This window comes from Nocardia sp. NPDC059236, from assembly GCF_042754085.1.
GTDB lineage: Bacteria > Actinomycetota > Actinomycetes > Mycobacteriales > Mycobacteriaceae > Nocardia.
The window spans coordinates 70311-97197 of sequence record NZ_JBHZAF010000027.1; the positions used below are offsets into that span (position 1 = coordinate 70311).

At 68.6% G+C, this 26887-nt stretch carries 31 protein-coding genes, 1 tRNA gene and 1 pseudogene; 21 read left to right on the forward strand and 12 right to left on the reverse strand.

Annotated features, from left to right (window positions below):
- The 3 genes from ACFXIV_RS42190 (at nucleotide 1) to ACFXIV_RS42200 (ending at nucleotide 2789) form a co-directional block, all read left to right on the forward strand.
- Nucleotides 1–834: a TIGR03619 family F420-dependent LLM class oxidoreductase gene (locus ACFXIV_RS42190; RefSeq protein ID WP_379402607.1), complete on the forward strand. Its 834-nt coding sequence runs from the start codon at nucleotides 1–3 to the stop codon at nucleotides 832–834.
- Nucleotides 835–847: 13 nt separating this feature from the next.
- Nucleotides 848–1348 carry a nuclear transport factor 2 family protein gene (locus tag ACFXIV_RS42195; protein ID WP_379402549.1) on the forward strand — a complete coding sequence of 167 codons (501 nt, stop codon included), beginning with the start codon at nucleotides 848–850 and terminating at the stop codon, nucleotides 1346–1348.
- A gap of 85 nt (nucleotides 1349–1433) precedes the next feature.
- Entirely contained in the window at nucleotides 1434–2789 is a 1356-nt protein-coding gene (locus ACFXIV_RS42200) for a TIGR03118 family protein (protein ID WP_379402548.1), read from the forward strand.
- Nucleotides 2790–2864: 75 nt separating this feature from the next.
- Here the strand turns inward: ACFXIV_RS42200 and ACFXIV_RS42205 are convergent, their stop codons facing one another.
- Together ACFXIV_RS42205 and ACFXIV_RS42210 are read right to left on the reverse strand one after the other, a co-directional pair.
- Nucleotides 2865–3284: a hypothetical protein gene (locus ACFXIV_RS42205; protein ID WP_379402547.1), complete on the reverse strand. Its 420-nt coding sequence runs from the start codon at nucleotides 3282–3284 to the stop codon at nucleotides 2865–2867.
- A gap of 33 nt (nucleotides 3285–3317) precedes the next feature.
- Nucleotides 3318–3848 carry a DUF2231 domain-containing protein gene (locus ACFXIV_RS42210; RefSeq protein WP_379402546.1) on the reverse strand — a complete coding sequence of 177 codons (531 nt, stop codon included), beginning with the start codon at nucleotides 3846–3848 and terminating at the stop codon, nucleotides 3318–3320.
- A 129-nt stretch (nucleotides 3849–3977) separates the two neighbouring features.
- Here ACFXIV_RS42210 and ACFXIV_RS42215 point away from each other — a divergent pair, with 129 nt between their 5' ends.
- Nucleotides 3978–4730: a helix-turn-helix transcriptional regulator gene (locus ACFXIV_RS42215; RefSeq protein WP_379402545.1), complete on the forward strand. Its 753-nt coding sequence runs from the start codon at nucleotides 3978–3980 to the stop codon at nucleotides 4728–4730.
- Nucleotides 4731–4741: 11 nt separating this feature from the next.
- Here ACFXIV_RS42215 and ACFXIV_RS42220 read toward each other — a convergent pair whose 3' ends face one another.
- A complete protein-coding gene (locus ACFXIV_RS42220) occupies nucleotides 4742–4885 on the reverse strand; it encodes a hypothetical protein (RefSeq protein WP_379402544.1) in 144 nt (47 codons plus the stop codon).
- A gap of 236 nt (nucleotides 4886–5121) precedes the next feature.
- Here ACFXIV_RS42220 and ACFXIV_RS42225 point away from each other — a divergent pair, with 236 nt between their 5' ends.
- Together ACFXIV_RS42225 and ACFXIV_RS42230 are read left to right on the forward strand one after the other, a co-directional pair.
- The gene (locus tag ACFXIV_RS42225; protein WP_379402543.1) at nucleotides 5122–5724 is read left to right on the forward strand and encodes a dihydrofolate reductase family protein; all 603 of its coding nucleotides are present in this window, start codon (nucleotides 5122–5124) and stop codon (nucleotides 5722–5724) included.
- 56 nt (nucleotides 5725–5780) lie between these two features.
- Entirely contained in the window at nucleotides 5781–6194 is a 414-nt protein-coding gene (locus tag ACFXIV_RS42230; RefSeq protein WP_379402542.1) for a VOC family protein, read from the forward strand.
- A gap of 16 nt (nucleotides 6195–6210) precedes the next feature.
- Here ACFXIV_RS42230 and ACFXIV_RS42235 read toward each other — a convergent pair whose 3' ends face one another.
- From ACFXIV_RS42235 to ACFXIV_RS42245, 3 genes are all read right to left on the reverse strand, one after another.
- Nucleotides 6211–6366 carry a hypothetical protein gene (locus tag ACFXIV_RS42235; protein ID WP_379402541.1) on the reverse strand — a complete coding sequence of 52 codons (156 nt, stop codon included), beginning with the start codon at nucleotides 6364–6366 and terminating at the stop codon, nucleotides 6211–6213.
- Nucleotides 6367–6486: 120 nt separating this feature from the next.
- Nucleotides 6487–7566, reverse strand: coding sequence for an alkaline phosphatase family protein (locus tag ACFXIV_RS42240; protein WP_379402540.1), 1080 nt, complete (start codon nucleotides 7564–7566; stop codon nucleotides 6487–6489).
- A gap of 95 nt (nucleotides 7567–7661) precedes the next feature.
- Nucleotides 7662–8333 carry a TetR/AcrR family transcriptional regulator gene (locus tag ACFXIV_RS42245; RefSeq protein WP_379402539.1) on the reverse strand — a complete coding sequence of 224 codons (672 nt, stop codon included), beginning with the start codon at nucleotides 8331–8333 and terminating at the stop codon, nucleotides 7662–7664.
- Between the two features lie 142 nt (nucleotides 8334–8475).
- Between ACFXIV_RS42245 and ACFXIV_RS42250 the strand changes: the two genes are divergently transcribed.
- The 5 genes from ACFXIV_RS42250 to ACFXIV_RS42270 are packed head-to-tail and all read left to right on the forward strand — an operon-like array spanning nucleotide 8476 to nucleotide 13580.
- The gene (locus tag ACFXIV_RS42250; protein ID WP_379402538.1) at nucleotides 8476–9627 is read left to right on the forward strand and encodes an acyl-CoA dehydrogenase family protein; all 1152 of its coding nucleotides are present in this window, start codon (nucleotides 8476–8478) and stop codon (nucleotides 9625–9627) included.
- Nucleotides 9628–9656: 29 nt separating this feature from the next.
- Nucleotides 9657–10406 (forward strand): 3-oxoacyl-ACP reductase FabG, encoded by a 750-nt coding sequence (gene fabG / locus ACFXIV_RS42255; RefSeq protein WP_379402537.1) that lies wholly within the window; start codon nucleotides 9657–9659, stop codon nucleotides 10404–10406.
- 20 nt (nucleotides 10407–10426) lie between these two features.
- On the forward strand, nucleotides 10427–11584 hold the full coding sequence (locus ACFXIV_RS42260) for an acyl-CoA dehydrogenase family protein (RefSeq protein WP_379402536.1): 1158 nt from the start codon (nucleotides 10427–10429) through the stop codon (nucleotides 11582–11584).
- A gap of 43 nt (nucleotides 11585–11627) precedes the next feature.
- Nucleotides 11628–13112, forward strand: coding sequence for a long-chain fatty acid--CoA ligase (locus ACFXIV_RS42265; protein WP_379402535.1), 1485 nt, complete (start codon nucleotides 11628–11630; stop codon nucleotides 13110–13112).
- A 15-nt stretch (nucleotides 13113–13127) separates the two neighbouring features.
- Entirely contained in the window at nucleotides 13128–13580 is a 453-nt protein-coding gene (locus ACFXIV_RS42270) for a MaoC family dehydratase (RefSeq protein ID WP_364616316.1), read from the forward strand.
- Between the two features lie 76 nt (nucleotides 13581–13656).
- Here the strand turns inward: ACFXIV_RS42270 and ACFXIV_RS42275 are convergent, their stop codons facing one another.
- Complete coding sequence (locus ACFXIV_RS42275; protein ID WP_379402534.1) at nucleotides 13657–14421, reverse strand: YdcF family protein; 765 nt, start codon at nucleotides 14419–14421, stop codon at nucleotides 13657–13659.
- A 299-nt stretch (nucleotides 14422–14720) separates the two neighbouring features.
- On the opposite strand from ACFXIV_RS42275, the gene ACFXIV_RS42280 reads away from it, so the two are divergent.
- Complete coding sequence (locus ACFXIV_RS42280) at nucleotides 14721–15185, forward strand: carboxymuconolactone decarboxylase family protein (protein WP_379402533.1); 465 nt, start codon at nucleotides 14721–14723, stop codon at nucleotides 15183–15185.
- Nucleotides 15186–15521: 336 nt separating this feature from the next.
- Here the strand turns inward: ACFXIV_RS42280 and ACFXIV_RS42285 are convergent, their stop codons facing one another.
- The gene (locus ACFXIV_RS42285; RefSeq protein WP_379402532.1) at nucleotides 15522–16064 is read right to left on the reverse strand and encodes a carboxymuconolactone decarboxylase family protein; all 543 of its coding nucleotides are present in this window, start codon (nucleotides 16062–16064) and stop codon (nucleotides 15522–15524) included.
- A 49-nt stretch (nucleotides 16065–16113) separates the two neighbouring features.
- Here ACFXIV_RS42285 and ACFXIV_RS42290 point away from each other — a divergent pair, with 49 nt between their 5' ends.
- Nucleotides 16114–19344 carry a BTAD domain-containing putative transcriptional regulator gene (locus tag ACFXIV_RS42290; protein ID WP_379402531.1) on the forward strand — a complete coding sequence of 1077 codons (3231 nt, stop codon included), beginning with the start codon at nucleotides 16114–16116 and terminating at the stop codon, nucleotides 19342–19344.
- A 94-nt stretch (nucleotides 19345–19438) separates the two neighbouring features.
- Nucleotides 19439–19513, forward strand: a tRNA-Asp gene (locus tag ACFXIV_RS42295).
- A gap of 46 nt (nucleotides 19514–19559) precedes the next feature.
- Here the strand turns inward: ACFXIV_RS42295 and ACFXIV_RS42300 are convergent.
- Nucleotides 19560–20411, reverse strand: a complete 852-nt coding sequence (locus ACFXIV_RS42300) for an NAD(P)H-binding protein (RefSeq protein WP_379402530.1) — start codon at nucleotides 20409–20411, stop codon at nucleotides 19560–19562.
- Nucleotides 20412–20497: 86 nt separating this feature from the next.
- Here ACFXIV_RS42300 and ACFXIV_RS42305 point away from each other — a divergent pair, with 86 nt between their 5' ends.
- Nucleotides 20498–20968 (forward strand): MarR family winged helix-turn-helix transcriptional regulator, encoded by a 471-nt coding sequence (locus ACFXIV_RS42305; protein ID WP_379402529.1) that lies wholly within the window; start codon nucleotides 20498–20500, stop codon nucleotides 20966–20968.
- 66 nt (nucleotides 20969–21034) lie between these two features.
- Entirely contained in the window at nucleotides 21035–21310 is a 276-nt protein-coding gene (locus ACFXIV_RS42310) for an Lrp/AsnC family transcriptional regulator (RefSeq protein WP_040856541.1), read from the forward strand.
- 9 nt (nucleotides 21311–21319) lie between these two features.
- On the opposite strand, the gene ACFXIV_RS42315 is transcribed toward ACFXIV_RS42310, so the two are convergent.
- The gene (locus tag ACFXIV_RS42315) at nucleotides 21320–21628 is read right to left on the reverse strand and encodes a hypothetical protein (protein WP_354843135.1); all 309 of its coding nucleotides are present in this window, start codon (nucleotides 21626–21628) and stop codon (nucleotides 21320–21322) included.
- 105 nt (nucleotides 21629–21733) lie between these two features.
- Here ACFXIV_RS42315 and ACFXIV_RS42320 point away from each other — a divergent pair, with 105 nt between their 5' ends.
- Nucleotides 21734–22288, forward strand: a complete 555-nt coding sequence (locus ACFXIV_RS42320; RefSeq protein ID WP_379402528.1) for a hypothetical protein — start codon at nucleotides 21734–21736, stop codon at nucleotides 22286–22288.
- Between the two features lie 11 nt (nucleotides 22289–22299).
- Here the strand turns inward: ACFXIV_RS42320 and trpD are convergent, their stop codons facing one another.
- Both trpD and ACFXIV_RS42330 read right to left on the reverse strand, forming a co-directional pair.
- A complete protein-coding gene (gene trpD, locus ACFXIV_RS42325) occupies nucleotides 22300–23355 on the reverse strand; it encodes an anthranilate phosphoribosyltransferase (RefSeq protein ID WP_379402527.1) in 1056 nt (351 codons plus the stop codon).
- Between the two features lie 68 nt (nucleotides 23356–23423).
- Entirely contained in the window at nucleotides 23424–23846 is a 423-nt protein-coding gene (locus tag ACFXIV_RS42330; protein ID WP_379402526.1) for a hypothetical protein, read from the reverse strand.
- Between the two features lie 169 nt (nucleotides 23847–24015).
- Here ACFXIV_RS42330 and ACFXIV_RS42335 point away from each other — a divergent pair, with 169 nt between their 5' ends.
- The 4 genes and pseudogenes from ACFXIV_RS42335 to ACFXIV_RS42350 all read left to right on the forward strand — a co-directional run.
- A complete protein-coding gene (locus ACFXIV_RS42335) occupies nucleotides 24016–24627 on the forward strand; it encodes a heme-copper oxidase subunit III (RefSeq protein ID WP_083868641.1) in 612 nt (203 codons plus the stop codon).
- A gap of 82 nt (nucleotides 24628–24709) precedes the next feature.
- On the forward strand, nucleotides 24710–25570 hold the full coding sequence (locus tag ACFXIV_RS42340) for a c-type cytochrome (protein ID WP_379402525.1): 861 nt from the start codon (nucleotides 24710–24712) through the stop codon (nucleotides 25568–25570).
- Nucleotides 25567–26715: a ubiquinol-cytochrome c reductase iron-sulfur subunit gene (locus ACFXIV_RS42345; protein ID WP_364616283.1), complete on the forward strand. Its 1149-nt coding sequence runs from the start codon at nucleotides 25567–25569 to the stop codon at nucleotides 26713–26715. The genes ACFXIV_RS42340 and ACFXIV_RS42345 overlap by 4 nt, the downstream gene beginning before the upstream one ends.
- Nucleotides 26712–26887: pseudogene (locus tag ACFXIV_RS42350) on the forward strand (cytochrome b); the annotation flags it as partial. The gene ACFXIV_RS42345 and the pseudogene ACFXIV_RS42350, both read left to right, overlap by 4 nt.

A 26887-nucleotide genomic window follows, 5' to 3' on the forward strand; every position in this document is an offset into this window, starting at 1 on the left:
ATCCGCCTCGGTCTGTCCACGCCGATCGTGGTGCAGGTGCCCGGCGTCGCCTCGCCCTGGGAGGCCACCGCGGGCCCCGAGGATCTGACCCGGATCGCCACGACCGCAGATGAACTCGGCTTCGACCACCTCACCTGCTCCGACCACGTCGGCGTGCCAGCGGCGGCCGCCTCGGTGCGCGGCGCGACCTATTGGGACCCGCTGGCCACCCTGTCGTACCTGGCGGCGCACACCACCCGGATCCGGCTCGCCACCTCGGTGCTCGTGCTGGGCTACCACCATCCGCTGGCGCTGGCCAAGAGCTACGGCACCCTCGACCGGCTCAGTGGCGGCCGGGTGGTGCTCGGGGTCGGAGTGGGCTCTCTCGCAGAGGAATTCGCCCTGCTCGGCGCGGCCTGGGAGGACCGGGGCGCGCGGGCCGATGCGGCGCTGACCCGATTGCGACGGGCCTGGGGGCGCCGTGATGTCGAAGGCTTCGTGCTGGAACCGCACGCCACCGCCACCACCGTGCCGATCTGGGTGGGCGGGCGCACTCGCCGGTCGCTGCGCCGCGCGGTGTCGCTGGGCACCGGCTGGGTGCCGTTCGGCCTGCACGCCGACCAGATCGCGGACCTGCTAACCACGGTGACCGTACCCGACGGCTTCGATGTGGTGCTCTCGCCGGGCGTGCCGCTGGATCCCCAAGGGAACGCCGAGGATTCCCTGCGCCGGCTGGCAGCGCTGCGAGCGGCTGGGGCGACCCACCTCACCTGCACGGTCCGGGCCACCGATGCCGTCCACTACTGCGATCAGCTCGCCGCGCTGCGCGAGCTGGTCGACCGTCATCTCCTGTAGCAGAAGGATTTCCATGATCGAAGAGCGTCTCGCCGTGCTCGAGGACCGGTTGCGCCGGGTCGAGGACGAGCTGGCCATCACCCGTCTGATCGCCTCCTACGGCCCGCTGGTCGATGCCGGGGCCGCCGAGGCGGTCGCCGAATTGTGGACCGAGGACGGCGAATACGACGTCGAGGGCTGGCACATGCGCGATCGCGGGCAGGTCCGCGACATGGTCGAATCGCAGGCGCACCAATCGCTCATCGCCGCCGGATCGGCGCACTTCCTGGGCCCGGTGTCGGTCACCGTGGACGGGGACACCGCGGACGCGGTGTGCGAGTCGCTGCTGGTCCGGCGGCGGGACGGCGGATTCTTCGTGTGGCGGGCGGGGGCGAATCACTTCCGCCTGGTCCGCACTTCCGGCGGCTGGCGGATCGCGCAGCGGATCACGCGGGCGCTGGATGGCTCCGAGACCGCCCGAAAACTGCTCATTGCGCCCTGGACCAGCGGAAATGGCGTTTCCGAATGGAAATGAGGGTCCCCTAACGCGCCGCCGATTCTTCCAGCTATGGTTAGCATCACCTAACGCCGCACCTGGGCGTTTGCTGGAAGGACCTGAAATGAACGGACGCTCGAGCGGCATGGCGCCGGTGCGCAAGACCCTGATGCGCGTGTCGGCACTGGGTGCAGCGCTGGTGGTCGCGGCGGCATGCAGCAATACGAAGTCGAACAACGACGACGTGAAGGCGCTCGACGGAAACCATTACGCCCAGGTCAATATCGCCTCCAACAAGGCGGACGACAAGGCGCAGTTCACCTTCCCGAACTTCATCAACGCCTGGGGCATCGCGGACCGTCCCAAGGGCGCCGGCGGGCACTTCTGGGTCGGCGCGGGCGGCTACTCCTTCCAGTTCGTCGGTGACGCCACCAAGGCGGCGGATGCCAAGTACCAGAAGATGTTCCAGGATCCGCTGAAGCTGGTCACCATCCCGGGCGCGGACTCCATCGCGGACGACGACGGCGACGACAGCGAAGGCAAGACCACCGGCGTCGTCTTCAACCCGGCCCCCATCACCTCCGACATCTTCGCGGTGAAGGACCAGCCGGTCAGCTACGACGGCAAGGACGAGAAGCTCACCGGCTCCGCGCGATTCATCTTCGCCACCGACTCCGGCAAGATCTCCGGCTGGACCGAGCAGGGTGCGGGCGGCGCCATCGTGCGCCACGACGGCCCGGCCGTGCTCGAATACGACGGCACCGCGGCGGGCATGAAGTTCAAGGGCATCGCACTGGACCCGTCCGGCGCCAAGCTGCTGGCCGCCGACTTCGGCAAGGACCCGCAGGTCCGCACCTTCGACAAGGACTGGAAGCTGGTGCCCACCACCGGTTTCGCCAACCCCTTCGCCACCGGTGACGCCATCGACCCGGCCGACGCGTCCAAGGGCAAGAAGGTGAAGGTCGGCGACCCGGCTCCCTTCAACGTCGCCACCATCGGCGACCGCGTCTTCGTCACCTACGCCGTCACCCAGTCCGAGGGCGGCGACCCGAACAAGCTGAAGGCCGGCGAAGAGGACAAGCTCGACAAGGACCAGGAGAAGAACGCCGGCAACAAGGCCAAGAAGGGCCAGGTCGCCGAATTCGACAAGAACGGCAAGCTGGTTCGCACCCTCGACGCCGACGGCCGCCTCAACGCGCCGTGGGCCGTCACCATCGCCCCGCAGGGCTTCGGCCCGCTGTCGGGCAAGCTGCTGGTCGGCAACTTCGGCGGCGCGGGCCACATCCTGGCCCTCGACGACCAGTCCGGCAAGTTCGTCGACTACCTGCGCGACGCCGACGGCAAGCCCGCCGAGATCGAGGGCCTCTGGGGCCTCATGTTCGGCAACGGTGAGAGCCTCGGCGACGCCGACGCCCTCTACTTCACCGCGGGCCCCAACGACGAGAAGGACGGCCTCTTCGGCAGCCTCCGCCTGAAGTAACCCGCGAAAGCCCCGGGCCCCGAGTCGATTCCGGCTCGGGGCTCACGCTTTTCCGGGGCAGGCTCGTCGCCGGGGTCAGCTCGCGCCGACGCCCAGTGCGGTGAGCAGGACCAGCACCACGGTGACGACGGCGAAGACGCCGTGCCCGCCCACGACCACGACGGGGAAGTGGCGTTCGGCCGGTTCGGACTGCGGGGCACCGGCTGCCCGGCCCCGATAGACCGGCAGCCAGCGCAGCAACATGAAGAAGCCGAGCAGTGCCACCGGAATCAGCACCGCGAAGGCGACCCAGGCGACAGCCTTGGTGTCGACCACCAGGTAGATGATCCACAGCACCAGCCCGGCCACGGCCAGCAGGAAGTGGCCGAAGATGAGGGGCGGGGGCAGATGGCTGGAACTCGGTTGCCGGACACCGCCTTTGGCGATCCAGGTGCCGAGCAGAACGAAACCGCCGGCCGCGGTGAGCAGCCAGGTGATGAGTGCCGCGATGGCCATGATCAACTCCTGTCGAGAGAGGGGGCGGGGGATTCAGCGCTGGAAACCCGCGGCCTGGGTGGTCTCGTCGGCGACCCGGACGCCGTAGCGATAGGCGAGTTTGCCGCCGAGATAACCGGATACGGTCAGCGCCGCGAGGGCTGCCACCGACAGCAGCAGCGGACCCCACGGCACCGGACCGTGCGTGCCCTCGGCTCGCCGCCAGACGAAATCCAGTGCGAAGGCGACGGTCACCGCGAGGTTGAGGCTCAGGTGGACCAGGCCGGTGCGGAAGGCGGCGGTGCCGGCCGGAATGGCCAGGAAATCCAGGAATCCGACGGTGGCCGCCGCGAGTGCGCCGAGCACGCCGATGGCGATCAGCCACAGTGCGCCGCGCGCCAGGAACTCCGGATCATCGACCATGTGCGAGGCGAGGTCGAAGATCAGGCTGGCCACCCAGGTCCCGATGGGCACGGTGACCAGGATCGGATGGAACGGATGGCCGTACGGCCCGGCCAGCGCCGCGCTCACCGGGCGCTTGGCCTGGTACGGATCAGGCTCGGTCTGCTGCGGATCAGCCGTCACGACAACCTCCCAACCAGCCTTGAATTCAGGAAATAATTCTTGGCGTAATTACCCTGCCGGGTCAAGGACCACACGCTGCAGCGGTACCAAATACTTTTCGGCCATCACGATGGGCGCTATTGTGGTCACGTGACCAGTGCTTCCGCGATCGGTGCCGTCGCCGTCCTCGATGACGACCTGCGGCGCGGCATGTACTGGTACATCCGCCGCGCCCGCCGCCCCGTCACCCGCGACGAGGCCGCCGCCGAGGTCGGCATCTCCCGCAAACTCGCCGCCTTCCACCTGGACAAGCTCGTCGACGCGGGTCTGCTACGCGCCCGCTACGAGGCCGTCGGCGCCCCCCGTCGCGTCGGCCGTACCCCCAAGGTCTACGAACCCGCCGAAACCGATGTGCGCGTGAGCATTCCGGAACGCCGCTACGAGGTGCTGGCCGAAATCCTGATGGGCGCGGTCCTCGCCGAGGGTGCGGACGAGACCGCCCGGGACGTCGCCGTCCGCGTCGCCACCGAGCGCGGCACCGCCCTCGGCGCCGCCGAACGCGACCTCCGCAAACCCGGCCGCCTCGGCCCCGAACGCGCCCTCACCCTCCTCCAGGCCCTACTGTCCGACCAGGGCTTCGAACCCGGCCGCCCGACCCCGTCCTGCGTCCGCCTGCACAACTGCCCCTTCCACCCCCTCGCCGCCTCCGCCCCCGAACTCGTCTGCACCCTCAACCACGCCTACCTCTCCGGCATCCTCGACGGTCTGGGTGCGAACACCGTCGAAGCCGTTCTGGCTCCGGCCCCCGGCGAATGCTGCGTCGAACTACGCCCGGCAGTCGACGGCCGCGACCGCCCGGACCACCCTTCGCCCGCCCCGGGCTCATCGGCAGCCTCCGCCTGAGGGAGATATAGCTATTCCATCGTCTTGCCGATCAGGAACAGTGTGAGGACGATGCCCATCACCACGACCAGTCCGTAGTGGCCGGCCGACCGGCCGTAGTCATAGGTGGAGGAGGCGACGACGATCGTCATGATCAGGAAAAGAAAGCGCTTCACCGCAGACTCCCACAGGCTCGTTCCCAACCGTACGAGCGGTGGATTCGGTTGTGCCACAGCGTAATGGGTGAAGGGCAGCGCAGTGGCGGCGGCCCGCCCGAACGCTGCGTGTCGGCGTGGAAACGGGGCAGCGGTCACCGCGGAATCCGGGTGCGCGACCGATGAATCCACGACGGTCGCCCCGTCCTATGGGTAACCGCGCGGCCCACCTCGACCCATTCGCAAGGAGTACACCGATGCGCAAGATCACCGCTGGACTGTTCATCTCGCTCGACGGCATCGTCGCCGACCCGCAGGACTGGCACTTCCCCTACTACAACGACGAGATGGGCGAGGCGGTCTCGGCCCTGGTCGCCACCGCCGACACCCTGCTGTTCGGCCGCGTCACCTACGACTCGTTCGCGGGTGCGTGGCCCGAACGTGAGGCCGCCGGAGCCGAGGACGCGGGCTTCGCGAAGGCGCTCGGCGATCTGCGCAAGATCGTGTTCTCCCGTCGCGAACTCGACTTCACCTGGCGCAATTCCGAACAGCCCCGCGGTGATCTGGTGGCGACCGCGGCCGCCCTCAAAGCCGAACCGGGCGGCGACATCTCGCTCAGCGGCTCGACCTCGATCGTGCGTCAGCTGCTGGCGGCCGCGCTCGTCGACGAACTGCACCTGTTCGTGCACCCGATCGCCCTGCGCAGCGACGGCCTGCGGCTCTTCGACGAGGGCACTCCCATCCCGCTGCGGCTGCTGTCGGCCACGCCGTTCAAAACCGGTGTGCTCCACCTGATCTACGGCCCCGCCGACGCTCCCGAGGAGGCCGGTTACGAGGACGCGAGAGCGCACCTCGCCTGAGCAGCCGGGCGGTGTCGAACCAGCGAGTAGAGCCGAGGTATGCCAACATCGGCCGCATGGCGATCTCTGTGGAGTCTGTTGCGCATATCCGGCTCACCGTGGGTGACATCGGGCGGTCGAGAGCCTTTTACGATGCGGTCTTCGGGTGGCCGGTGGCGCTGGAGATCGCGGCCGATGCGGACGACGAAACACGGCAACGGCTGAGCTTCCTGCACGGTGGGGTGATCTACCGGATGGCGCAGGGACTGATCGGTCTGCGGCCGGTCGGAACCGACCGGTTCGACGAGGACCGTGTCGGTCTCGACCACCTCGCCTTCCCGGTCGGTTCACTGGCCGAATTGGAGACCGCCGCGGCGCATCTCGATGCCTGCGGGGTCGCGCACGAGGACATCAAGGACATCGGCTTCAGCTACATCCTGGAGTTCCGGGACCCGGACAACATCGCACTGGAGTTGGTTGCGCCGAAGTAGGTGCGGGGGCCCGGGGCTAGTTCATGGCCTTGCCGACGAAGAACATGGTCAGGACTGCGCCCAGGGCTATTGCCGCGCCGTAGTGGCCGGGGGAGTGGGCGTAGGTGTAGGTGGATGCGGCGAGGATGATCGCGGCGGTGAGGAATAGCAGGCGCTTCGCTTTGGGCTCCACAGGCTGGAATTCAACCGTAGGAGGGGGCGGATTCCTGGGCGCCACGGCGGCGGGTCAAGGGTGGGAGCGGGTCCGCCGACGGCGGGCCCGCTCCTTGTCGGGAAGCGGCGCTCCGACCGGCTACTTGCCGAAGGATCCACCGGCCGAGCCGCTGGCGACCAGGCAGAGCGGATTGTTGACCATGAGCATTTGCGCCGAGCCCGAGGACGAACCGGTGATGCCGGAGTCGATGGCGGGTGTGTTCGGCGGTGTAGCAGCGGGATCACCGGAACCGCCGAGCCGCACCGAGCGGCCGTCGGAGTTCGGATCCGCCGGTGCACCCAGCAGGTCCAGCACTGTCGGGGTGATGTCGGCCAGGGTGTAGCCGTTGTTCTGCGCACCCGCGGCGAAGTCCGGCCCCCGCGCGATCATGAAACTCGCTGTCTCGTAGGCGCTCTGACCACCGTGGCCCCCCTCGGGCTTGTGCCCGTGGTCCGTGGTCACCAGGATCGTCCAGCGCTCGCCGGCGTGCGTCCGGGCGCGGTCGTCGACCGCCTTGGTGATCTTGCCGACCAGCGCGTCCACCCGGCCGATGGCATCCCGGTACGCCTGCGGCCAGATGCCACGCAGGGTGTGGCCGACGATATCGACCTGATCGAGGTGGGTGAACACGAAATCCGTGCCGTCGTCGGTGATGGCGGACACCACCTGCGCCGCGGCATTCGAATCCGCGGTCGTCTCACAGACTCCCGCGCCGGTCGGATCGACCTGCGTCACGGACACCCTGTCCGCCGCGGGATTTCCGGTCCGGGCGATCATGCCGATCTTGTCCCAGGTACCCAGCGACGCGGTGGCCAGGCTCGGCTTCGCGCGCTCCAGCTGCGTGAACACCGTCGGATACTGTGCGAAAGGCGCAGGGGTGCAGGTGGAGTCATTGTCCTTGATGCCGTGCTTGGTATCCCACACCCCGGTCAGGGCCGTCGCCCAGGAGACGCACGACATGGTGGTGTGCGGGGCGATGGAGGTCCGCGCCAGGGTGCCCTGGGCCGCGAGCAGGCCCAGGTTCGGGGCATTGGCCGCCTGCACCTCGCTCCACAGCGTGCCGTCGATGCCGATCACCACGACCTTGTTCACCACGGGTGCGGCCGTTGCCGGGGCGGCCGTGGCCAGCGGGAGTGCGGCCAGCGCGGCGGCGGCCACCATTGCACGAGTACGAGACATGCGCGGCAACCTAGCCGGGGCCCGGCACTTCCGCAGCAAATTCGGACAATTGACCAGAACTGTCCCGCTGAGTGAACGTCGGCGGGACGCATCCCCTAGCCGGAGCGGGGGTTCGAGCGGGTCTGCCGCCGGCGGGCCCGCTCCTTCTCGATGGCGTCGAAGCGGAGTTGCAGGCCGTCGGTGAAGGCCGACAGCGCCAATTCGAAACTCTCCGAATCGATCTCGTCCGCCTTGGCGCGCAGCAGATGCGCCTGCTCCAGATGCGGGTAGCGGTCGCGATAGACCTGGACGTCGTCGACGAAACCGCGGGAGAACGAGCCCATGGTGGCGCCCATGACCAGGTAGCGGGTGGCCGCGCCGATCATGGTGGCGTCGCGCGGTGGCCAGCCGGCGGAGACCAGGCCGCCGTGGACGGCGTCGGCGGCGCGCAGGTTCTCGTCGCGGGTGCCGGGTCCGGCGGCCAGGTACGCGACGAAGTTGGGGTGCCGGACCAGGGCGTCGCGGTAGGAGTGGGCCCACGAGGTGAGGCCGGCCCGCCAGCCCTGGTCGAAGGCAGACGCATCGACCCGCGCCATGAGACCGCCCGCAATGTCGTCGAGGACGGCGTCCTTGGTGGGGTAGTGGGTGTAGAGGGAGGCGGCCTGCACACCGAGTTCGGCGGCGAGCTTGCGCATGGACAGCTCGGCGAGCCCGTCGCGATCGATCAGGGTCAGGGCCGCGTCGCGAATCCGTTCGCGGCTCAGCAGCGGCACCTTCGGCCTGGCCATCCGGCTCACCTCCTTCGATGGAAGACCCCAGCGATCCCCCGGCGGACGTCGAATTTATCACTCGGTCCTTGATTAACCGAACACTGTTAGGATAACTTCGGGCCATAAACCTAACAACGTTTGGTTAGGAGCTATCACAACCATGGACTTCGAACTCGGCGAGTCGCAGCGCGAACTGCGCGAGCTGGCCCGGGCCTGGGTGGACAAAGAGGTCGTTCCGCACGCGGCCGCCTGGGATCGGGCCGAGGCGGTCGATACCGCGATCGTCGGCAAGCTCGGTGCGATGGGCTTCCTCGGAATCGAGATCCCGGAGGAGTACGGCGGCTCCGGCGGCACGGCCCTGGACTACTGCGTCCTGCTCGAGGAACTCGGCCGCGGCGACAGCTCGGTGCGCGGCATCGTGTCCGTCTCGCTCGGCCTGGTGGCCAAGTCGATCAAGACCTACGGCACCGAGACCCAGAAGCGGGAGTGGCTGCCGCGCCTGTGCGCCGGGCAATCGCTGGGCTGCTTCGGGCTCACCGAACCCGGCACCGGCTCCGACGCGGGCAGCCTCACCACCAAAGCCGTTGCCGACGGCGACGATTGGCTGCTGTCGGGCACCAAGATGTTCATCACCAACGGCACCTGGGCCGATGTCGCCATCATCTTCGCCCGCACCGGCGGCCCCGGCCCCAAGGGCGTGACCGCCTTCCTGGTGCCCACCGACGCACCCGGCTTCGCGCGCACCGAGATCAAGGGCAAGCTCGGCCTGCGCGGCCAGGCCACCGCCGAACTCGTCCTCGACCAGGTCCGGGTGCCCGACGCCAACCGGCTCGGCGAGCTCGGCCAGGGCTTCAAGATCGCCATGGCCGCGCTGGACAAGGGCCGGATGGGTGTGGCCGCCGGGTGTGTCGGCGTCGTGCGCGGCTGCCTGGAGGCCGCCGTGAAATACGCTCGGGAGCGCGAGCAGTTCGGCAAGCCGATCGCCTCCTATCAGCTGGTCCAGGAACTCATCTCCGATATCGCCGTCGATGTCGAGGCGGCACGGCTGCTCACCTGGCGGGTCGCCGACCTGGTCGGGAAGGGCAAGCCGTTCGGCACCGAGGCCTCGGTCGCCAAGCTGTTCGCCAGCGAGGCCGCGGTGAAGGCCGCCAACAATGCCATCCAGGTATTCGGCGGATACGGCTACATCGACGAGTACCCGGTGTCGAAGTACCTGCGCGACGCCCGCGTGCTCACCCTCTACGAGGGCACCAGCCAGATCCAGAAACTGCTCATCGGACGCGCCCTTACCGGCGTGAACGCCTTCCTCTGAACGTCATTCACAGACAGGGAGATTCAGTCATGTCGAAAGTCGCAGTCGTGACCGGTGCGGCCCGCGGAATCGGCGCGGGCACCGCGGCCCGGCTGGCCGCCGACGGCTTCGCCGTCGCCATCGTCGATCTCGACGAGGCCGCCTGCAAGGACGCCGTGGACGCCATTACCGCCCAGGGCGGCACGGCCATCGCGGTGGGCTGCAATGTCACCGACGAGGCGCAGGTCGCCGCCGCGTTCGAACGCATTGCCGCGGAACTGGGTTCGGTCGACGTGCTGGTCAACAACGCGGGCGTGCTGCGCGACAACCTGCTGTTCAAGATGTCGGTGGACGACTGGGACATCGTCATGTCCGTGCACCTGAAGGGCACGTTCCTGTGCTCGCGGGAGGCGCAGAAGTACATGGTGAAGCAGAAGTCCGGCAAGATCGTGAACACCTCCAGCGTGTCCGCACTGGGCAGCCGCGGCCAGGCCAACTACTCGGCCGCCAAGATGGGCATCCAGGGCCTGACCCGCACGCTCGCCATGGAATTGGGCCCGTTCGGCATCAATGTGAATGCCGTCGCGCCCGGCTTCATCGTCACCGAGATGACCGATGCCACCGCCGCCCGCGTGGGCGTCTCGCCGGAGGAGTTCCGCGCCGAGGCCGCCAAGATCACCCCGCTGCGCCGGGTCGGCGAGCCCACCGACATCGCGAACGTGGTGTCCTTCCTGGTCTCCGACGACGCGTCGTTCGTCACGGGCCAGACCATCTACGTCGACGGCGGACGCCGTCTCTGACCGCTAGAGAGATTTCTTCCATGCAGAGAACAGTTTTCGACAAGGACCACGACGCCTTCCGCGAGACCGTGCGCGCGTTCATCGAAGCCGAGGTCGTGCCCGTCTACGAGCAGTGGTACGCCGCCGGTATCGCACCCCGCGACTTCTATTACAAGCTGGGCGAACTCGGCGTCTTCGGCATCGAGGTGCCCGAGGAGTACGGCGGCGCGGGCATCGAGTCGTTCAAGTTCCAGGCCATCCTCATGGAGGAGTGCGCCCGCGCCGCGGTGTCCTTCGGCGGCTCGGGCGTGCACGTCGGACTGTGCCTGCCCTACATCAAGAATCTCGCGAGCGCGGCGCAGAAGCAGCGCTGGCTGCCCGGCTTCGTCACCGGCGAGATCATGTTCGCCATCGCCATGACCGAGCCCGGCACCGGCTCCGACCTGGCCGGAATGCGCACCACCGCAAAGCTTTCCGCGGACGGCACGCACTACGTACTGAACGGGTCCAAGACCTTCATCACCGGCGGCGTGCTCGCCGACCGCGTCATCGTCTGCGCCCGCACCGCCGCGCCCAGCGACACCGATCGGCGCCACGGCATCTCGCTGTTCGTGGTGGACACCAAGTCCCCGGGCTACAGCGTCGGCCGCAAGCTGGACAAGCTGGGCCTCAAGGTCTCCGACACCGCCGAGCTCAACTTCACCGACGTCAAGGTGCCGGTGGAGGACCTGCTCGGCGAGGAGCACAGGGGCTTCTCCTACCTGGGCCAGAACCTCCCGCAGGAGCGGCTGTCCATCGCGGTCGGCGCGTACGCGCAGGCCAAGGCCGCGATCCGCTTCGCCAAGGAATACACCCGGCAGCGCAACGTCTTCGGACAGCCGGTCGCCAGCTTCCAGAACACCAAGTTCGAACTCGCCGCCTGCCAGGCCGAGGTGGACGCCGCCGAGGCCGTGGTCGACCGTGGCCTCGAGGCCCTCGACGAAGGCACCCTGACCCCCGCCGACGCCGCCTCCGCCAAGCTGTTCTGCACCGAGGTCGCGCACCGCGTCATCGACCGCTGCCTGCAGCTGCACGGCGGCTACGGCTTCATCAACGAATACCCGGTCGCCCGCCTGTACGCAGACAACCGCGTCAATCGCATCTACGGCGGCACCAGCGAGGTCATGAAAATGATCATCGCCAAGGACATGGGGCTGTAGGCCGAGCCGCCCCGAACGCTGATCCGATCGAACCGAGGTCTCAATGAACGCGACTCTCTCCCTGGCCGGCATCCTCGCCGAACCGGCGTGGCGGCGACCCGACCACATCGCCCTGATCGAGGGCGACCAGCGCATCACCTTCCGCGACCTGTGGCGGCAGGCCCGCGAACAGGCCGGTGCGCTCATCGAACTCGGGGTGCGGCCGGGTGACCGGGTCGCGCTCATGGGACCCAATACCGCTGATTTCCCGCGCGCATACTTCGCCATCCTGGCGGCGGGTGCGACCGTGGTGCCGGTGCACCTGCTGCTCACCGCGGACGAGGCGGAATACGTGCTGCGCGACAGCGGGGCCAAGGTCATGATCTGCCATCCGATGGTGGAGGCCGTCGGCAAGGAGGCGGCCGGCCGGGTCGGCATCGACTGCCTGAGCCCGAAAGAGCTTTCCGGCGAGGCGATTCCGGCGTATGTGGCGCGCAGCCCGCTCGACACCGCGGTGGTGTTCTACACCAGCGGCACCACCGGCCGCCCCAAGGGCGCGGAGCTCAGCCACCTCAATATGGTCATGTGCGCGACGGTGAACGCCTTCGACGCCAACGAGGTCGAGCGCGAGGATATCGCGCTGGGCGCGCTGCCGCTGTTCCATGTGTTCGGGCAGACCGTCTCCATGAACTCGCACTGGCGGCTGGGCGCGACCCTGGTGCTCATGCCGAGATTCGATGCGGCACAGGCGCTCGAGCTCATGGTGAAGGAGAACATCAACACCTTCCACGGGGTGCCGACCATGTACCACGGGCTGCTCGAGGCGGCCGGGGGCGCGGCGGAACTGCCGAAGCTGCGGCTGTGCATCAGCGGCGGCGCGGCCATGCCGCCGGTCATCATCGAGGAGTTCGAGAAGGTCTTCGGCTCGCACATCCTCGAGGGCTACGGCCTGTCCGAAACCTCGCCCACCGCAACGGTGAACCAGCCGCTGCTCGGCCCGCAGATCGGCACCGTCGGCCACCCGGTGTGGGGCGTCGACGTCGAGATCGCCGCCGCCGAGGTGCGCGACCGCATCGAACTCCTGCCGACCGGCACCATCGGTGAGGTCGTGGTGCGCGGCCACAATGTGTTCAGCGGCTACACCGGCAAGCCCGAGGCCACCGCGGAGGTCATGGTGGACGGCTGGTTCCGCACCGGCGACCTGGGCGTCAAGGACGAGCAGGGCTACCTGCGCATCGTGGACCGGATCAAGGAGATGATCATCCGCGGCGGGTTCAACGTGTACCCGACCGAGGTGGAGGCCGCGCTGCTGCGGCACCCGAACATCGCGCAGGTGGCGATCATCGGTGTGCCGGACGAGAACTACGGCGAGGAGATCCTCGCGGTCGTCGTGCCGTCCGGACCGCTCACCGCCGAGGACGTCATCGACTTTGCGAAAGAGCATGTGGCGCGGTACAAGTACCCGCGCCGCGTCGAGTTCGTCACCGAACTGCCCATGGGGCCCACCCACAAGATCCTCAAGCGCGAACTGAAGCAGCGCTACGCCTAGCGGGAGGAACACAGCATGATCGACTTCAGCGACTTCGACCACCTGCGCGCCGCCGCCGGCACCGAAATCGGTGTCAGCGACTGGATCACCGTCGACCAGCAGCGCATCGACACCTTCGCCGACGCCACCGACGACCACCAGTGGATCCACGTCGACGCCGCCCGCGCGGCCGCCGGACCCTACGGGCGCACCATCGCCCACGGGTTCCTCACGCTGTCGCTGGTGGTGCCGATGACCGCGCAGGTCATGACCGTCAGCGCCGCGAACATGGCGATCAACTACGGGCTCAACAAGGTTCGGTTCATCAACCCGGTGCCGGTGGACAGCCGCATCCGCGGGCGCTTCACCCTCGACGCCGTCACGGACATCCCCGGCGGCGTGCAGGCGGTGCGGACGGTCACCGTCGAAATCGAGGGGCAGGACAAGCCCGCCTGCGTCGCGGAGAGCATCGCCCGCTACCTCGCCTGAGGCGCGCAGACCAGGGCCCGCCGATCGAATGGATCGGCGGGCCCTGGCTTTTCGCGGACCGGCGGTGTTCTGCGGGCTAGCTGCGTGGTCCGAACGGCACCGCCGACAGCGGGGCGGCGTCCGGCGTCATGGTCGCCACCACCGAGATCCCGGCCGCCTGGAAATTCATCAGAGCCCGGGCGATATGGTTCGCCGAGGTGATCAGGATCGCCGCGTGCGCGCCGATGGCATCCATCAGCTGCGCCGAGAACGCCGCGTTCTGGACCGTCGAATTCGCCTTGGTCTCGGTATGAATGCGGGTGCGGTCGATACCGCGCTCGACCAGCCAGTCCGCCATGGCGTCCGCCTCGGTCACCCCGTTCTGCGGATTGCCGCCGGTCACGATGACCGGGGCCTGCGGCGAGAGCAGGGCCGAGACGTAGCCGGCGTAGAGCCGGGCCATGAGCTCCGGGCGCATCGAGCCGTCGGGCTGCAGACCGTAACCGAGCACCACGATCGCGGTGTCCGGGGTGAACAGCGCGGGCAGGTTCACGCCCGGCAGGTCCATGCCGGGGATATTGAAGGTCTGCAACGCGTTGATGGCCGCCAGCATGTTCTGGGAGAGCCCGGCGATGGAATCGATCTGTACCGGCTGCGGCGGCGCGTCGGCGTGGGCCGGGGCGGCGGCCGTCGCCAGTGCGATGACGGTCGCGCCGGGCAGCAGGGCCTGGATGGCCTTGGTGCGGAACTGATTCGATGTCCTCCGGTGATGGCGGCCGGGCCGGACGCGCCCCAGCTGGGGGCGGACTCCTTGCCACTGACCGCTGGGTGAGATTCTCCGATGTCTGCCTGCGTCGAGCATCGCAACCCCCTAGGTAGCCGGGATGTGACTACCGGTCGGTTCACAATCGTCCGAATCATGATCGCGCCGGATCCACTTCCATGGAGGCGATTTCGCGAAATCAAGATTCACATCGTCGCGAGACAGTGTCCGAACAGCGGAAATATCAAGCCGGACCGGCATTGTCGTGAGGTCGGCGCGACCGGTCGGACCGCTCCAGATGGTATGACCGGCATCACATCGCACCCGATGTCACACCCGCGTGGGCCGCGTCGTCAACCTGACGAAGGCAACGAACGACACAGAGAAAAGAGAGAACAATGACCCGCTTCGCCCTGTACGAGAACGAAGTCGCCGCCAAGTTCAACAAGCGCCTCGTCACCGCCGCCCGCGTCGTCGACGAGTCCAGCCTGCCCAAGGCCACCCAGGAACTGGTGAAGATCCGCGCCTCGCAGATCAACGGCTGCGGCATGTGCCTGGACATGCACACCAAGGACGCCGCCCACGCCGGCGAGACCGCGGTCCGCCTGGCCATGGTCGCCGCCTGGAAGGAATCCACCGTCTTCACCGAGCCGGAGCGCGCGGCCCTCGCCCTCACCGACGAGGGCACCCGCCTCGCCGACGGCGGCGGCATCTCCGAGGACACCTGGGCCCTGGTTCGCAAGAACTACGACGACGACCAGATCGGCGCGCTGATCTCCCTCATCGCCACCATCAACGCCTGGAACCGCCTGAACGTCATCTCCGGCCAGCTGGGCGGCCAGTACGTTCCCGGCCAGTGGTGACCACCTGCCCGCGCCCCAATCACATTGGGGCGCAAGGGTAGACATTCCTCGAGTGGCACACCACCGAGGGGAATCGGTCGAATCCCCGCGGCGGTGTGCCACTCGGCGTTCGGGCCGCGCAACCGACCCCGCGATTCGGCTGCCGGGCCCGAGCTTCCAGGACGGGCGGCCAACCCGCCTGTCCGTCCGGCCGATCGAGCCTGCCCGGCTCGGGTTCTCGATACCGTGCAACTGCCCGCTCTCATTCCGGTCCGCGTTCCCCGGTGGAGTGTCGGCTCGGAAGCGCCGCGGTCGGGTGGATTCCGGTCCCGCCCCTCGATCGTCGAGACCGGACGGCTAGTCGTTGTGGCGCACCAGCGGCCAGTCGATCGCGACTCGGCCCGCCGTCGTCACGTAGGTGGTGAAGACGTTCAGCGCCACGTGGGCGATGATCTCCACCAGGAGGTCCGGGGCCAGGCCGGCGTCCTGGGCGGTACGCAGATCGGCGTCGGTGACGGTGCCGTTGTGGACCAGCAGGGCGTGCGCGAAGGCCAGGGCCGCTTCGGCTTCCGGGTCCGTGGACGCGGCCTGCCGGGCGCGGATCGTCTCCTCCGCGGGCAAGCCGGTGACCTTGGCACCGCGATAGGTGTGGGCCGACAGCTCGTAGTCACTGCGATTGTGCTGGGCCACCAGCAGCGCGAGGCGCTCGCGGGTGGCGGGCGGAATCCGGCCGTGCCGCAGGGCATCCGACAGATCCAGATAGCCGCGCAGGGCCGAGGGACTGTTGGCCATGGCCTTGGTCAGGTTCGCGGTGATGCCGAAGGCTTGCTGCGCCTCGGTGAAGAGGGCGGCGGTGGCGGCGGGCGCATCCTCCGGCTCCAGTAGCGGCAATCCTGACATCGTTCGAGAATCGGCCGCCGCGTTGATAGATTCGCTGTACATCGGCGATGTGCCGAACGAACAGCGGCTCATGGTGGATGTGCGGGTGACAGTAGGACTGACGGTGCTCGGACCGGTCGGTGTGACAGTGGACGAGCGGGCCGTGCCCGGACTCGCGCCCCGCCACCGCGCGGTGCTGGCGCACCTGTTGCTGAACGCCCGCACCGTGGTCACCGTCGACCAGCTCACCGACGCGCTGTGGGGACCCACCCCGCCCGACACCGCGCGCTCCCAGATCCACCACGCCATCACCGCCGTCCGCAAGGTGCTGCGCACCGCGGGCATCGCCGACCTCCTGCACACCCGCGCCAACGGCTACCTCATCCAGCCCGCGCCCGGCCAGCTCGATCTCGACGTCTTCGTCGCCGAAACCGCCACGGCCACCCGCGAATCCGCCACCGACCCGGCCGCCGCTGCCACCCGCCTGCGCGCCACCCTGCGGCTCTGGCGCGGTCAGCCCCTCGCCGACGTCAAGGCCGACTTCGCCCCCGACGCCCGCGCCCGCCTCGAGGACCGCCGCCTGCGCGCCGTCGAACAGCTCGCCGAACTCGACCTCGCCCTGGGCCGCCACGACGATCTCATCGACGAACTCCCCGCCCACCTCGCCGCGAACCCCTTGCGCGAGAAGCTGACCGCCCACCTCGTGCTCGCCCTGCATCGCGCCGGTCGCCAGCCCGACGCCCTCACCGCCGCCCGCGCCTTCCGCAGCCGCCTCGCCGACGATCAGGGCCTCGACCCCAGCCCCGCTTTCGCCGACCTCGAACAGGCCATCCTCTGTCGCGACCCCGCCCTCGACTACCGCCCGGACCAGCCGGGGTCGTTCGGTGCGCACCCGGTCGTCGGCCACCATACGAATGATGCTGCCGCGCAGCAGCATTCGGAGGCTCCGGATCTCGGCGCGGGCCGCATCGGCGTGGACGCCGCCCGATTCGAAGCGACGTCGCGCCCAGTGGTGGACAGGATCGATCCGGCTGCCGATCCCGCAGCGAGCACGTTGCCCGCCGCGGGGCAGGTGGTCAACTTCCTGCCGTACGACGTTCCTGATTTCACGGGACGGGCCGGGGATATCGAGCGGCTGCAGGGCTGGCTGACCGGGGAGGCCGCCGGGGTGGCGGTCCTCGACGGCATGGCGGGGGTCGGGAAGACCGCGCTCGCAGTGCATTTGGCGCACGTGGTGGCGGGGCAGTTTCCGGACGGGCAATTGTTCATCGACCTGCAGGGTCATACGCCGGGGCGGGAGCCGCTGGATATCGGGATCGCGCTGGGGGCCTTGCTGCGTCAGCTGGGTGTGTCCGACGACGCCATTCCGTCGGGGGAGGCGGAACGGGCGGCGCTGTGGCGGGCCCGAGTGCGGGACCGGCGGGTGATCGTGGTGCTCGACAATGCGGTCGACACCGCTCAGGTGCGGCCGCTGCTGGCCGGAGGCGGGGCACACCGGGTGATCGTGACCAGCCGGCGACGGCTGCTGGATCTGGATGGTGCGCAATCGCTGTCGATGGAGCTGCTGGCGGCGGCCGATGCCGTCGAGCTGTTCCGGGCCATCGTGGGGGAGCGGGCGGACGCGGAACCGCTGGCGGCGCTGGATGTACTGCAGCTGTGCGGATTCCTGCCGCTGGCCATTCGCATCGCGGCCGCGCGGCTCGCGCACCGGCCCCAGTGGACGGTCGAATACCTGGCCGGGCGGCTGCGGGATCAACGACGGCGGCTCACCGAACTGGCCACACCGGAACGCGGGGTGGCCTCGGCCTTCGCGCTGTCCTATCAGCAGCTGGAACCCGCTGAGCAGCGCATGTTCCGGCTGCTCGGGCTCAACCCCGCGCGCGATATCGAACCGCACGCCGCCGCGGCCCTCACCGGCCTCACCGTCGCCGAGGCCGAGCACCACCTCGAGCGCCTGCTCGACGCGCACGTCCTGACCCAGCTGCGCCCCGGCCGCTACACCATGCACGACCTGGTCCGTCAGCACGCACGTACCACCGCGGCGAACGAGGAATCCGCCGAAACCCGCTCCGCCGCAGTCGAATCCCTCTACCGCTACTACCAGGACACCGCCGCTCAGGCCGTCCGACTACTCTTCCCCGACGGCTCCCACGCCGCACCGGAGTTCACCAGAGCTTCGGAATCCACTGCAGCATCGCAATCGACCGGAGCATCGGAGTTCACTGGAGCAGCGGACTTCACCGGTGCATCCGAGTTCGCACCGGCGCGGGAGTCCGTCGGGGCGCTGGATTCGGCTGGGGCGCAGTCGTTCGATAGATCGGCGCTGACCTTCGAGGAGTCGGCGGAGGCCATCGAGTGGCTCGATGCGGAACGCATCAACCTGGTGGCCATCTGCATTGCGCCGGAGGAGGCCGCGCGGCCCGGTTACACGGCGCGGCTGGCACGCAGTCTGCACGCCTACCTCGATGGGAACGGCCACTACGGTGCGGCGCGCACCATGCACACGCAGGCGTTGCGGAGTAGCCGCCGCGATGAGGACCTGGCCGCGCAGTCCCGGGCATGCAGCGACCTGGCTTGGATCGCCTGGCGATTCGGGCGGCTGGACGAGGCGCACGACTACGGTGAGCAGGCCCTCGACGCGGCCCGCGCAGTCGGGGATGGGCGGGCTGAGGCCCGGGCCCATTACGTGTTCGGGTATGTCTTCTGGCAGCGCGACATCGAGCGGGCAGGGGAGCACTATCGGCAGGGGCTGGCCCTGTTCCGCGAGTTCGGCGACCGTGCTGGTGAGGCGGCCTGCCTCACCAGCCTCGGCACCGTCAGCGAGCGCTTGGAGCGCTACCCCGAAGCTCGTGAAACGCTTGGCGAAGCCCTGCGCCTCTACCGCGAATTGGGTTCCCGCACAGGGGAAATAGTCGTGCTCAACAACCTCGGCCCGGTGCATCTCGGCGAGGACCGCCCCGACGAGGCGCGCCGCCGGCACCGCCGCGCCCTCGACCTGTGCCGCGAACTCCGCTTCCGCAGCGAGGAGGCCGAGGCCCTCAACGGTCTCGGCGAGATCGCCCTCGCGCTGGACGATCCCGCCGCCGCCGTCGCCGACTTCACCGCCGCGGTCACGGTCTGCCGCGATCTCGGCGACCGCGCCGAGGAGGCCCGCGCTCTGCTCGGCCTGGCCCAGTCCCACCGCGCGCTCGGGCAGACTGCTGCCGCTCGCGACCATTCCGTCAGGGCGCTGGCCCTTTTCGAGGAACTCGAGGTCCCCGAGGCCGATGACGCCCGCGCCCTCCTCGCCGACCTCGGCTGACCCCGCCGCGGAAATTCGGTACCGCTTTCCGCGACGTGTCATTACTGTCATCGTCGCCACCGACGCCCTGGCGCGCAGGTCGTGGGGTGGTCCAGCCGGTGTGGAGGAGTCCGGAGTCCTCGCTTCCCCGTCAAGGAAGAAACCGCGGGTTCGAATCCCGTCACTGGTGCAGGTGATGTCAGCCGGATGCGGTCCGTCAGCCCTCGAAGGCTCGGTCAGTCCTCGAAGGCGGCGCGGTGGGCCGCACACCATTCGGCGAAGGTGCGCGGCGGGCGGCGGAGCAGTTCGGTCACGGTGCCGGTGCGCGCGCCCACGGTGTCGGCACGCATGAGGGCGAAGCCCGCCACGATCGCCGCGGCCAGCGGCGGGGGAGCGCCGTTCGGGAAGCGGGCCGCCACCGCCTCCTCCGGCGTCGCGGCCTCACGAATCTTGATGTCGCGGTCCAGGATTCGGGCGAGGATCGCGACCTGCTCGCCGACGGTCAGGCTCTCCGGCCCGGTGAGGTGATAGGCCGCCCCGGCGTGGCCGGGCTCGGTGAGGCAGCGCGCCGCCACCTTGGCGATATCGGCGGGATCGATCGGGGCGAAGCGGCCCGGACCGGAGGGGTCGAGGATCGGGTCGCCCGCCCGCAACGCCGGAATCCATTCCAGGGCATTGGACATGTACCCGCCCGGACGCAGGATCGTGCACGGAATTCCGCTGGCGCGCACCAGATTCTCGCGCTCGTGGTGCCAGCTGCCCATGGCGGGCAGTGGTTCGACCAGCACGTGGGCGGAGGAAATCATGACGATCCGCCTCACTCCCGCCCTGACGGCGGCGTGCAGCAGGTTGCGGGTGTGGTCGAGCCCGATGCCCGGGACCAGCAGAAACAGGCCGGTGACTCCGGTCATGGCCCGGTCCAGGCTCGCCGGATCATCGAGGTCGCCCGGGCAGGTCTCCGCACGCGCGGGCAGGGTCGTGGCCCGTGCCGGATCACGCACCAGGGCACGGAAATCGAGGTCGTTGGCGTCGAGGATGCGGGTGAGTTCGCGGCCGATGTTCCCGGTCGCTCCGGTCAGCAGTAGCATGACATCTCCAGATCGTTAGCCGTCTATCGAAAAACGTTAGACGGCTAACGATCGACGGTCAATATCCGCACCCGACCGGAGGCCTCATGTCTTCCCCAGGCTCAGCCGACTTCCTGGACCTGCACGGCCGCACCTCGAAAGCCCTGCGCGCCTTGGCCGATCGCGATATGCGCCGCCTCGGCCTGCACCTCGGCCAGAATCACGTGCTGGCCGTGCTGTGGGAACAGGACGGCCGCACACCGGGGGAGATGGCGGCCGTGCTGAACGTCACCACGCCGACCGTCGTCAAGATGGCCACCCGCATGGCCGCCGCCGGTCTGCTCACCCGCCGCCGCGACGACAAGGACAATCGCCTGGTCCGGCTCTGGCTCACCGACCGCGGCCGCGACCTCCGCGACCCCGTCGAAGCCGACCGGAAGACCCTGTCCGACAAGGTGACCGCCGACCTCACCGACGCCGAGCGCCGACACCTGATGTCGGCGCTGGAAAAAATCCACCGCGCCGCCGCCGACCTCCTCGGCGAATCGCTCGACCACACCGACTCGATCCCGGACTGACCCGGACCCGTGCCGTTCGATCCCGGACCGGCGCTGCCGTCCCGGCCATCACCTAGAGTTGGGCACATGATTACCGCGATCGTGTTGATCTCTGCCGAACCGGATCGGATTCCAGAGACCGCGCAGGAACTGGCCGACATCAAGGGGGTGGCCGAGGTCTATTCGTGCGCGGGGGATGTGGACCTGATCGCCGTGGTCCGGGTGCGCGACCACGAGGAGATCGCCGACGTGGTCACCGGCCGGATCAACAAGACGCCGGGCGTGCTGCGCACGGCCACCCACATCGCGTTCAAGTCCTACTCGCGCGCGGACGTGGAGGCCGGCTTCTCGATCGGCGAATAGCCGGCCGGGTCAGCGGGTCTGCACGGACGCGCCCAGCGCGGTGCCGGTGTGACCGGGCTCGATGGTGTGGGTGACGCCGCCCTTGCAGCCGGGGAACAGATACACCTGGGCGCGCAGGGCGGTTTCATTGTCGACACTGAGCCGGCGCGGCACACTGCGGATGGTCACGCAGTCGCCCGGAATGCCGTAGCTACGGCCGTCCACACTGAGGGTGCCGGGATCGGCGGTCTCGTCGTGAGCCCAGTGAGCGGCGCTCACCGGAATGCCGATGCCCAGGAACACGGCCACCAGGCCGGGTAGCACCACTCCGTATCGCATGTCGAAACTGTAACGCCGCCTCGGGGACCGAACGGCAAACACACAGCTGGGTGACCCGAACTCTCAGGACACTCGGAGGAATTCTTCCATGAGAGGGCAGGAACCATGTTCGTGAAGGTGTGCGGGCTCACCACCGAGGAACAGATCGACTGGGCCGTCGAGCTCGGCTACTCGGCCATCGGCGTGGTCGGCACGGCCAAGAGCAAGCGGTATGTCGAGCCCGCCCGGGCGCGTGAGCTGGCGGCGTACGCGCGCGGCCGGATCCGCTCGTTCGTGGTGGCGTTCGACCGGACCGAGGTCGCCGAGGTGATCGGCGACTTCGACGTCATCCAGCTCTACAACTGGACCGACCTGCCGAATCTGGCCTACTGCTCGGCCGCCGCACCCGCCCCGGAACAGGTCTGCGAGTACTTCTTCTACGACGCCAGCACCGGATCGGGCGTCTTCGCCGAATTCCCGGACTGGCTGGAGAAGGTGCCCGGACAGGTGGTGCTGGCCGGTGGCCTCAGCCCCGACAATGTCGCCGAGGTGATCACGACCCATCGGCCGTTCGGCGTCGACGTCTCCAGCTCCGTCGAAACCGCCCCTGGCATCAAGAGTTTCGATGCCATGAGCCGGTTCAAACAGGCCGTGGACTCCGTGGCCGAACCGGGGGCCTGAAGCCCCCGGGATCAGTTCGCGCCGAGCCCGTTGGAGACGGTGACCCAGCGATCCAGCAGGGCCGAGGCCGCACCCGAATCCACGGTCTCGGCCACCCGCTTCAACGCCGCGGCCAGCTTGGTGTGCAGATCGTCGTCCACCTCCGCGGCGGACAGCTCGAACGCCACCAGCGCCGCCGCCGAATTCAGCAGCACCGCGTCCCGCACCGGGCCCGGGTCGCCGGCGAACATAGCGCGCGCGATCTCCGCGTTCATCGTCGCGTCGCCGCCGCGCAGCGCCGACGGATCCACGCGCTCGATGCCCAGTCTCGTTGGGTCGATGGTGGTTTCGTGCAACCGGCCGCCCGATACCACCCACACATCGGTGGTGTCGGCGGTGGTGATCTCGTCCAGGCCGTCGTTGCCGCGGACCACCAGCGCCGAGGCGCCGCGTTCGGCGAACACACCCGCGATGACCGCCACCAGATCCGGGAAAGCGCAGCCGATCAGGCCCGTGCTGGGCTGGGCCGGATTGGTCAGCGGGCCCAGGATATTGAAGACCGTCGGAATCCCGATCTCACCGCGCGCCTGACTCGCGAACCGCAGCGAGGGATGGAACACCGGCGCGAAGCAGAACCCGATGCCGGTCTGCCGCACGCACTCGGCCACCGATTCCGGCCCGAGTGCGATCTTCACGCCCAGCGCCTCCAGCACGTCCGCGCCGCCGCTCTTGGACGAGGCCGCCCGGTTGCCGTGCTTGATCACCGGAATCCCGCTGGCCGCCACCACGATCGAGGACATGGTGGAGATGTTCACGCTGCCCGAGCGGTCGCCGCCGGTACCGACGATATCCACCGCCGCGCCCTCGAACGGCACCCGCCTCGCGTGCGAGAGCATGCCGGTGGCCAGGCCGCTCAGCTCGGTCGGGGTCGGGCCCTTCATCTTCAGGGCCACGCCGAAGGCCGCGATCTGCGCGGAGGTGGCGTTGTCGGAGAAGATCTCGTTCATCGCCCACGCGGCCTCATCCGAGGACAGATCGTTGCCGTCGGTGAGGATGCCGAGAATTTCTCTCCAGCTGCGCGCGCTCATTGCCTTCTCTTCCCGTTGCCGGTCCACGCCGGACACCAGTGTTGTTGGGGCAAGCCTAGTGTGCGGGGCTAGTTCTTTCCGCCAGGACCGGCGGCGGGCTGGAGGGCATCCCAGCCGAGGACATGGCCGTCGTAGCGATGGGCGATTCCCGCCATGCGGGAACGCTCCTGGGAGCAGTGCAGGGCGTCGAGCACCTGCACGCGCTGCAGCACCAGGCTCGCCGGGTCGGCCGCGTCCACCGAGGCCGTGTCATAGCCGATCTGCGCGGCGATGACTTGCACCTCACCGACGCGGTCGGCGGGAACCTGGAGGTGGTGCCGGAGGACTACTGGATCGTCCGATGTCCACTGCAGAGCCTTGCCCAGGGCCGCCGAACAGGCTTCGGCGTCATCGAAACTCGACGCCACCACCACCAGATCCGGCCGCGTCGGGTCCAGTTCCGTTGCCCCGCCGCGTCCGGCTATCCGCCGCCACCACGATTTCACGCTCATACATCCCTCTCCACAGGGCTCAGCTTCCTCTTACCTGCGCAATCTAGGCTCACCCGGGACACGCCGAGAGCCCTGCCAGACGAGCGCTCGCCCTGGGCTTTCCGACACGTACGACAAAGTTTCGTACCCGCCTACGCCTGTCGTACTACGACAAGTCATACTTACCGGCGTGACGACCGCAGTAGGGACCCCAGGATCGGCCATTACCCAGCGTGTGCATTCGCTGAACCGGCCCAACATGGTCAGCGTCGGTACCATCATCTGGCTGTCGAGCGAGCTGATGTTCTTCGCCGGCTTGTTCGCCATGTACTTCGTTGCTCGCGCGCAGGCGCACGGAAACTGGCCGCCGGAGCCGACCGAGCTGAACATGAAGCTCGCCGTGCCGGTGACCGCGGTGCTGATCGCCTCCTCCTTCACATGCCAGATGGGCGTGTTCGCGGCGGAGAAGGGTGACGTCTTCGGCCTGCGCCGCTGGTACCTGCTGACCTTCCTGATGGGTGCGTTCTTCGTCGGTGGCCAGGCCACCGAGTACCACGCCCTGTACTCGGAGGGCACCTCGATCTCCAGCAGCGTGTACGGCTCGGTGTTCTTCATCACCACGGGCTTCCACGGTCTGCACGTCATCGGCGGTCTCATCGCGTTCGTGTTCCTGCTGATCCGCACCAAGCTCAGCAAGTTCACCCCGGCGCAGGCCACGGCGGCGATCGTCGTCTCCTACTACTGGCACTTCGTCGACATCGTCTGGATCGGCCTCTTCGCCACGATCTACTTCGTCCGCTAGTACCGGACGTGCCGAGGCCCAGCCCGCGTCGGCAACCCAAAAACTTGTACAAGTCGGTTCCGTCTACTCCAAAGGGACACAGATGAGTTCATCTCCCCCGTCAGCGCCAGATCCCGAGGGGATCGGCCAGGCCACCAAGATCCGCAAGCAGCGCCGGATGCGCCGGAAGCTGGCCGGCGGTCTGGTCCTCCTGATGGGCCTCGTCGGAGCCGGCTTCGCGGCGTCGGCCCTGACCCCGCAGGCTCAGGTCGCCACCGCGAAAGAGGACCAGTCCGCGCTGATCCGCGAGGGCAAGCAGATCTACGACACCTCCTGCGTCACCTGCCACGGTGCCAACCTGCAGGGTGTCCAGGATCGCGGCCCCAGCCTGATCGGCGTCGGTGAGGCCGCGGTCTACTTCCAGGTTTCCACCGGTCGTATGCCTGCCGCCCGCAACGAGGCGCAGATCCAGCGCAAGCCCCCGAAGTTCGACGCGCACCAGACCGACGCGCTCGGCGCGTACGTCCAGTCCCAGGGCGGCGGTCCGACCGTGCTGCGCGACAGCAACGGCGAGATCGCGCAGGAGTCCATCGTCGAGGACCGTGACCTCGGCCGCGGTGGCGAGCTGTTCCGCATGAACTGCGCCTCCTGCCACAACTTCACCGGCAAGGGTGGCGCGCTGTCGTCCGGCAAGTTCGCGCCGCCGCTGGAAGAGGCCACCGAGCAGCAGCTCTACCTGGCCATGCTGACCGGCCCGCAGAACATGCCCCGGTTCTCCGACCGGCAGCTGACGCCGGACGAGAAGAAGGACATCGTCGCCTACATCAAGGACCGCATGGATACCCCGTCCGAGGGCGGCTACGGTCTCGGCGGCTTCGGTCCCGCGACCGAGGGCCTGGCCATCTGGGTCGTCGGCATCGTGGTCCTGGTCGGCTCCGCGATGTGGATCGGTTCCCGGTCATGAGTGAACAGGAGCGAAACAGCATGGGGGACAACCCCACCGAACCCACCGATGAGCAGCTCGACGCCATGTCGCGGGACGAGCTGGTCAAGCTCGGCACCGAGCTGGACGGCGTCGACGTCGCCTACCGTGCCCCGCGCTGGCCGGTCCCGGGTACCCGGGCCGAGAAGCGCGCCGAGCGCCGGGTGGCGCTCTGGTTCGGCATCTCCGCGCTCGCGGGTGCCGCGCTGATCGGTGTCTTCCTGTTCTGGCCCTGGGAGTACAAGGGCCGTCACCAGGACGGCAACGGCATGTACACGCTGACCACCCCGCTCTACGGCCTCACCCTCGGCATCGCCGTGCTGGCCGTCGGCGTCGCGGTGGTGCTGATCCGCAAGCACTTCATCCCCGCCGAGATCTCCATCCAGGACCGCCACGACGGCGCGTCCAAGGAGGTCGACCGGCGCACCCTGGTCGCGCAGCTGCAGGACGCCGCCGAGACCTCGACCCTGGGCCGCCGCAAGCTCATCACCCGCACCGCGGGCCTGGGCGTGGGCGTCATGGGCGTCGGCGCGCTGCTCGTCTTCGTCGGCGGCATGATCAAGAACCCGTGGGCCAAGCGCGACAAGTCGCCGCTGTGGGTCTCGGGCTGGACCCCGGACTACCCGGGCGAGACCATCTATCTGCGTCGCGACACCGGCCGGCCCGAGGACATCGTCCTGGTCAAGCCGGAGGATCTGGACGCCGGCGCCATGGAGACCGTCTTCCCCTGGAAGGAATCCTGGCGCGGTGACGAGCACAAGACGCTGGAATCGCTGCGCGGTATCCGCAACGCGGTCATGCTGATTCGCTTGCGCACCCACGATGCCGAGCACGCCATCAAGCGCAAGGGTCAGGAGAGCTTCAACTTCGGCGACTACTTCGCCTACTCGAAGATCTGCACCCACCTCGGCTGCCCCACCTCGCTGTTCGAGCAGCAGACCAACCGGATCCTGTGCCCCTGCCACCAGTCGCAGTTCTCCGCGACCGAGTGGGGTAAGCCGGTCTTCGGTCCCGCCGCGCGTGCGCTGCCGCAGCTGCCGATCACCGTCAACGCCGATGGCTACCTGGTCGCCCAGCACGACTTCATCGAGCCCCTCGGCCCGGCCTACTGGGAGCGTCGTTCATGAGCCCTAGCAAAGTGGCCGTCCAGGCCAACGAGATGGACGAGCGCTACCGCCTCGCGGCGTTCGCCAAGCGATCGATCAACAAGGTCTTCCCGACCCACTGGTCGTTCCTGCTCGGTGAGATCGCGCTGTACGCGTTCATCATCCTGCTGCTGTCGGGTATCTACCTGACGCT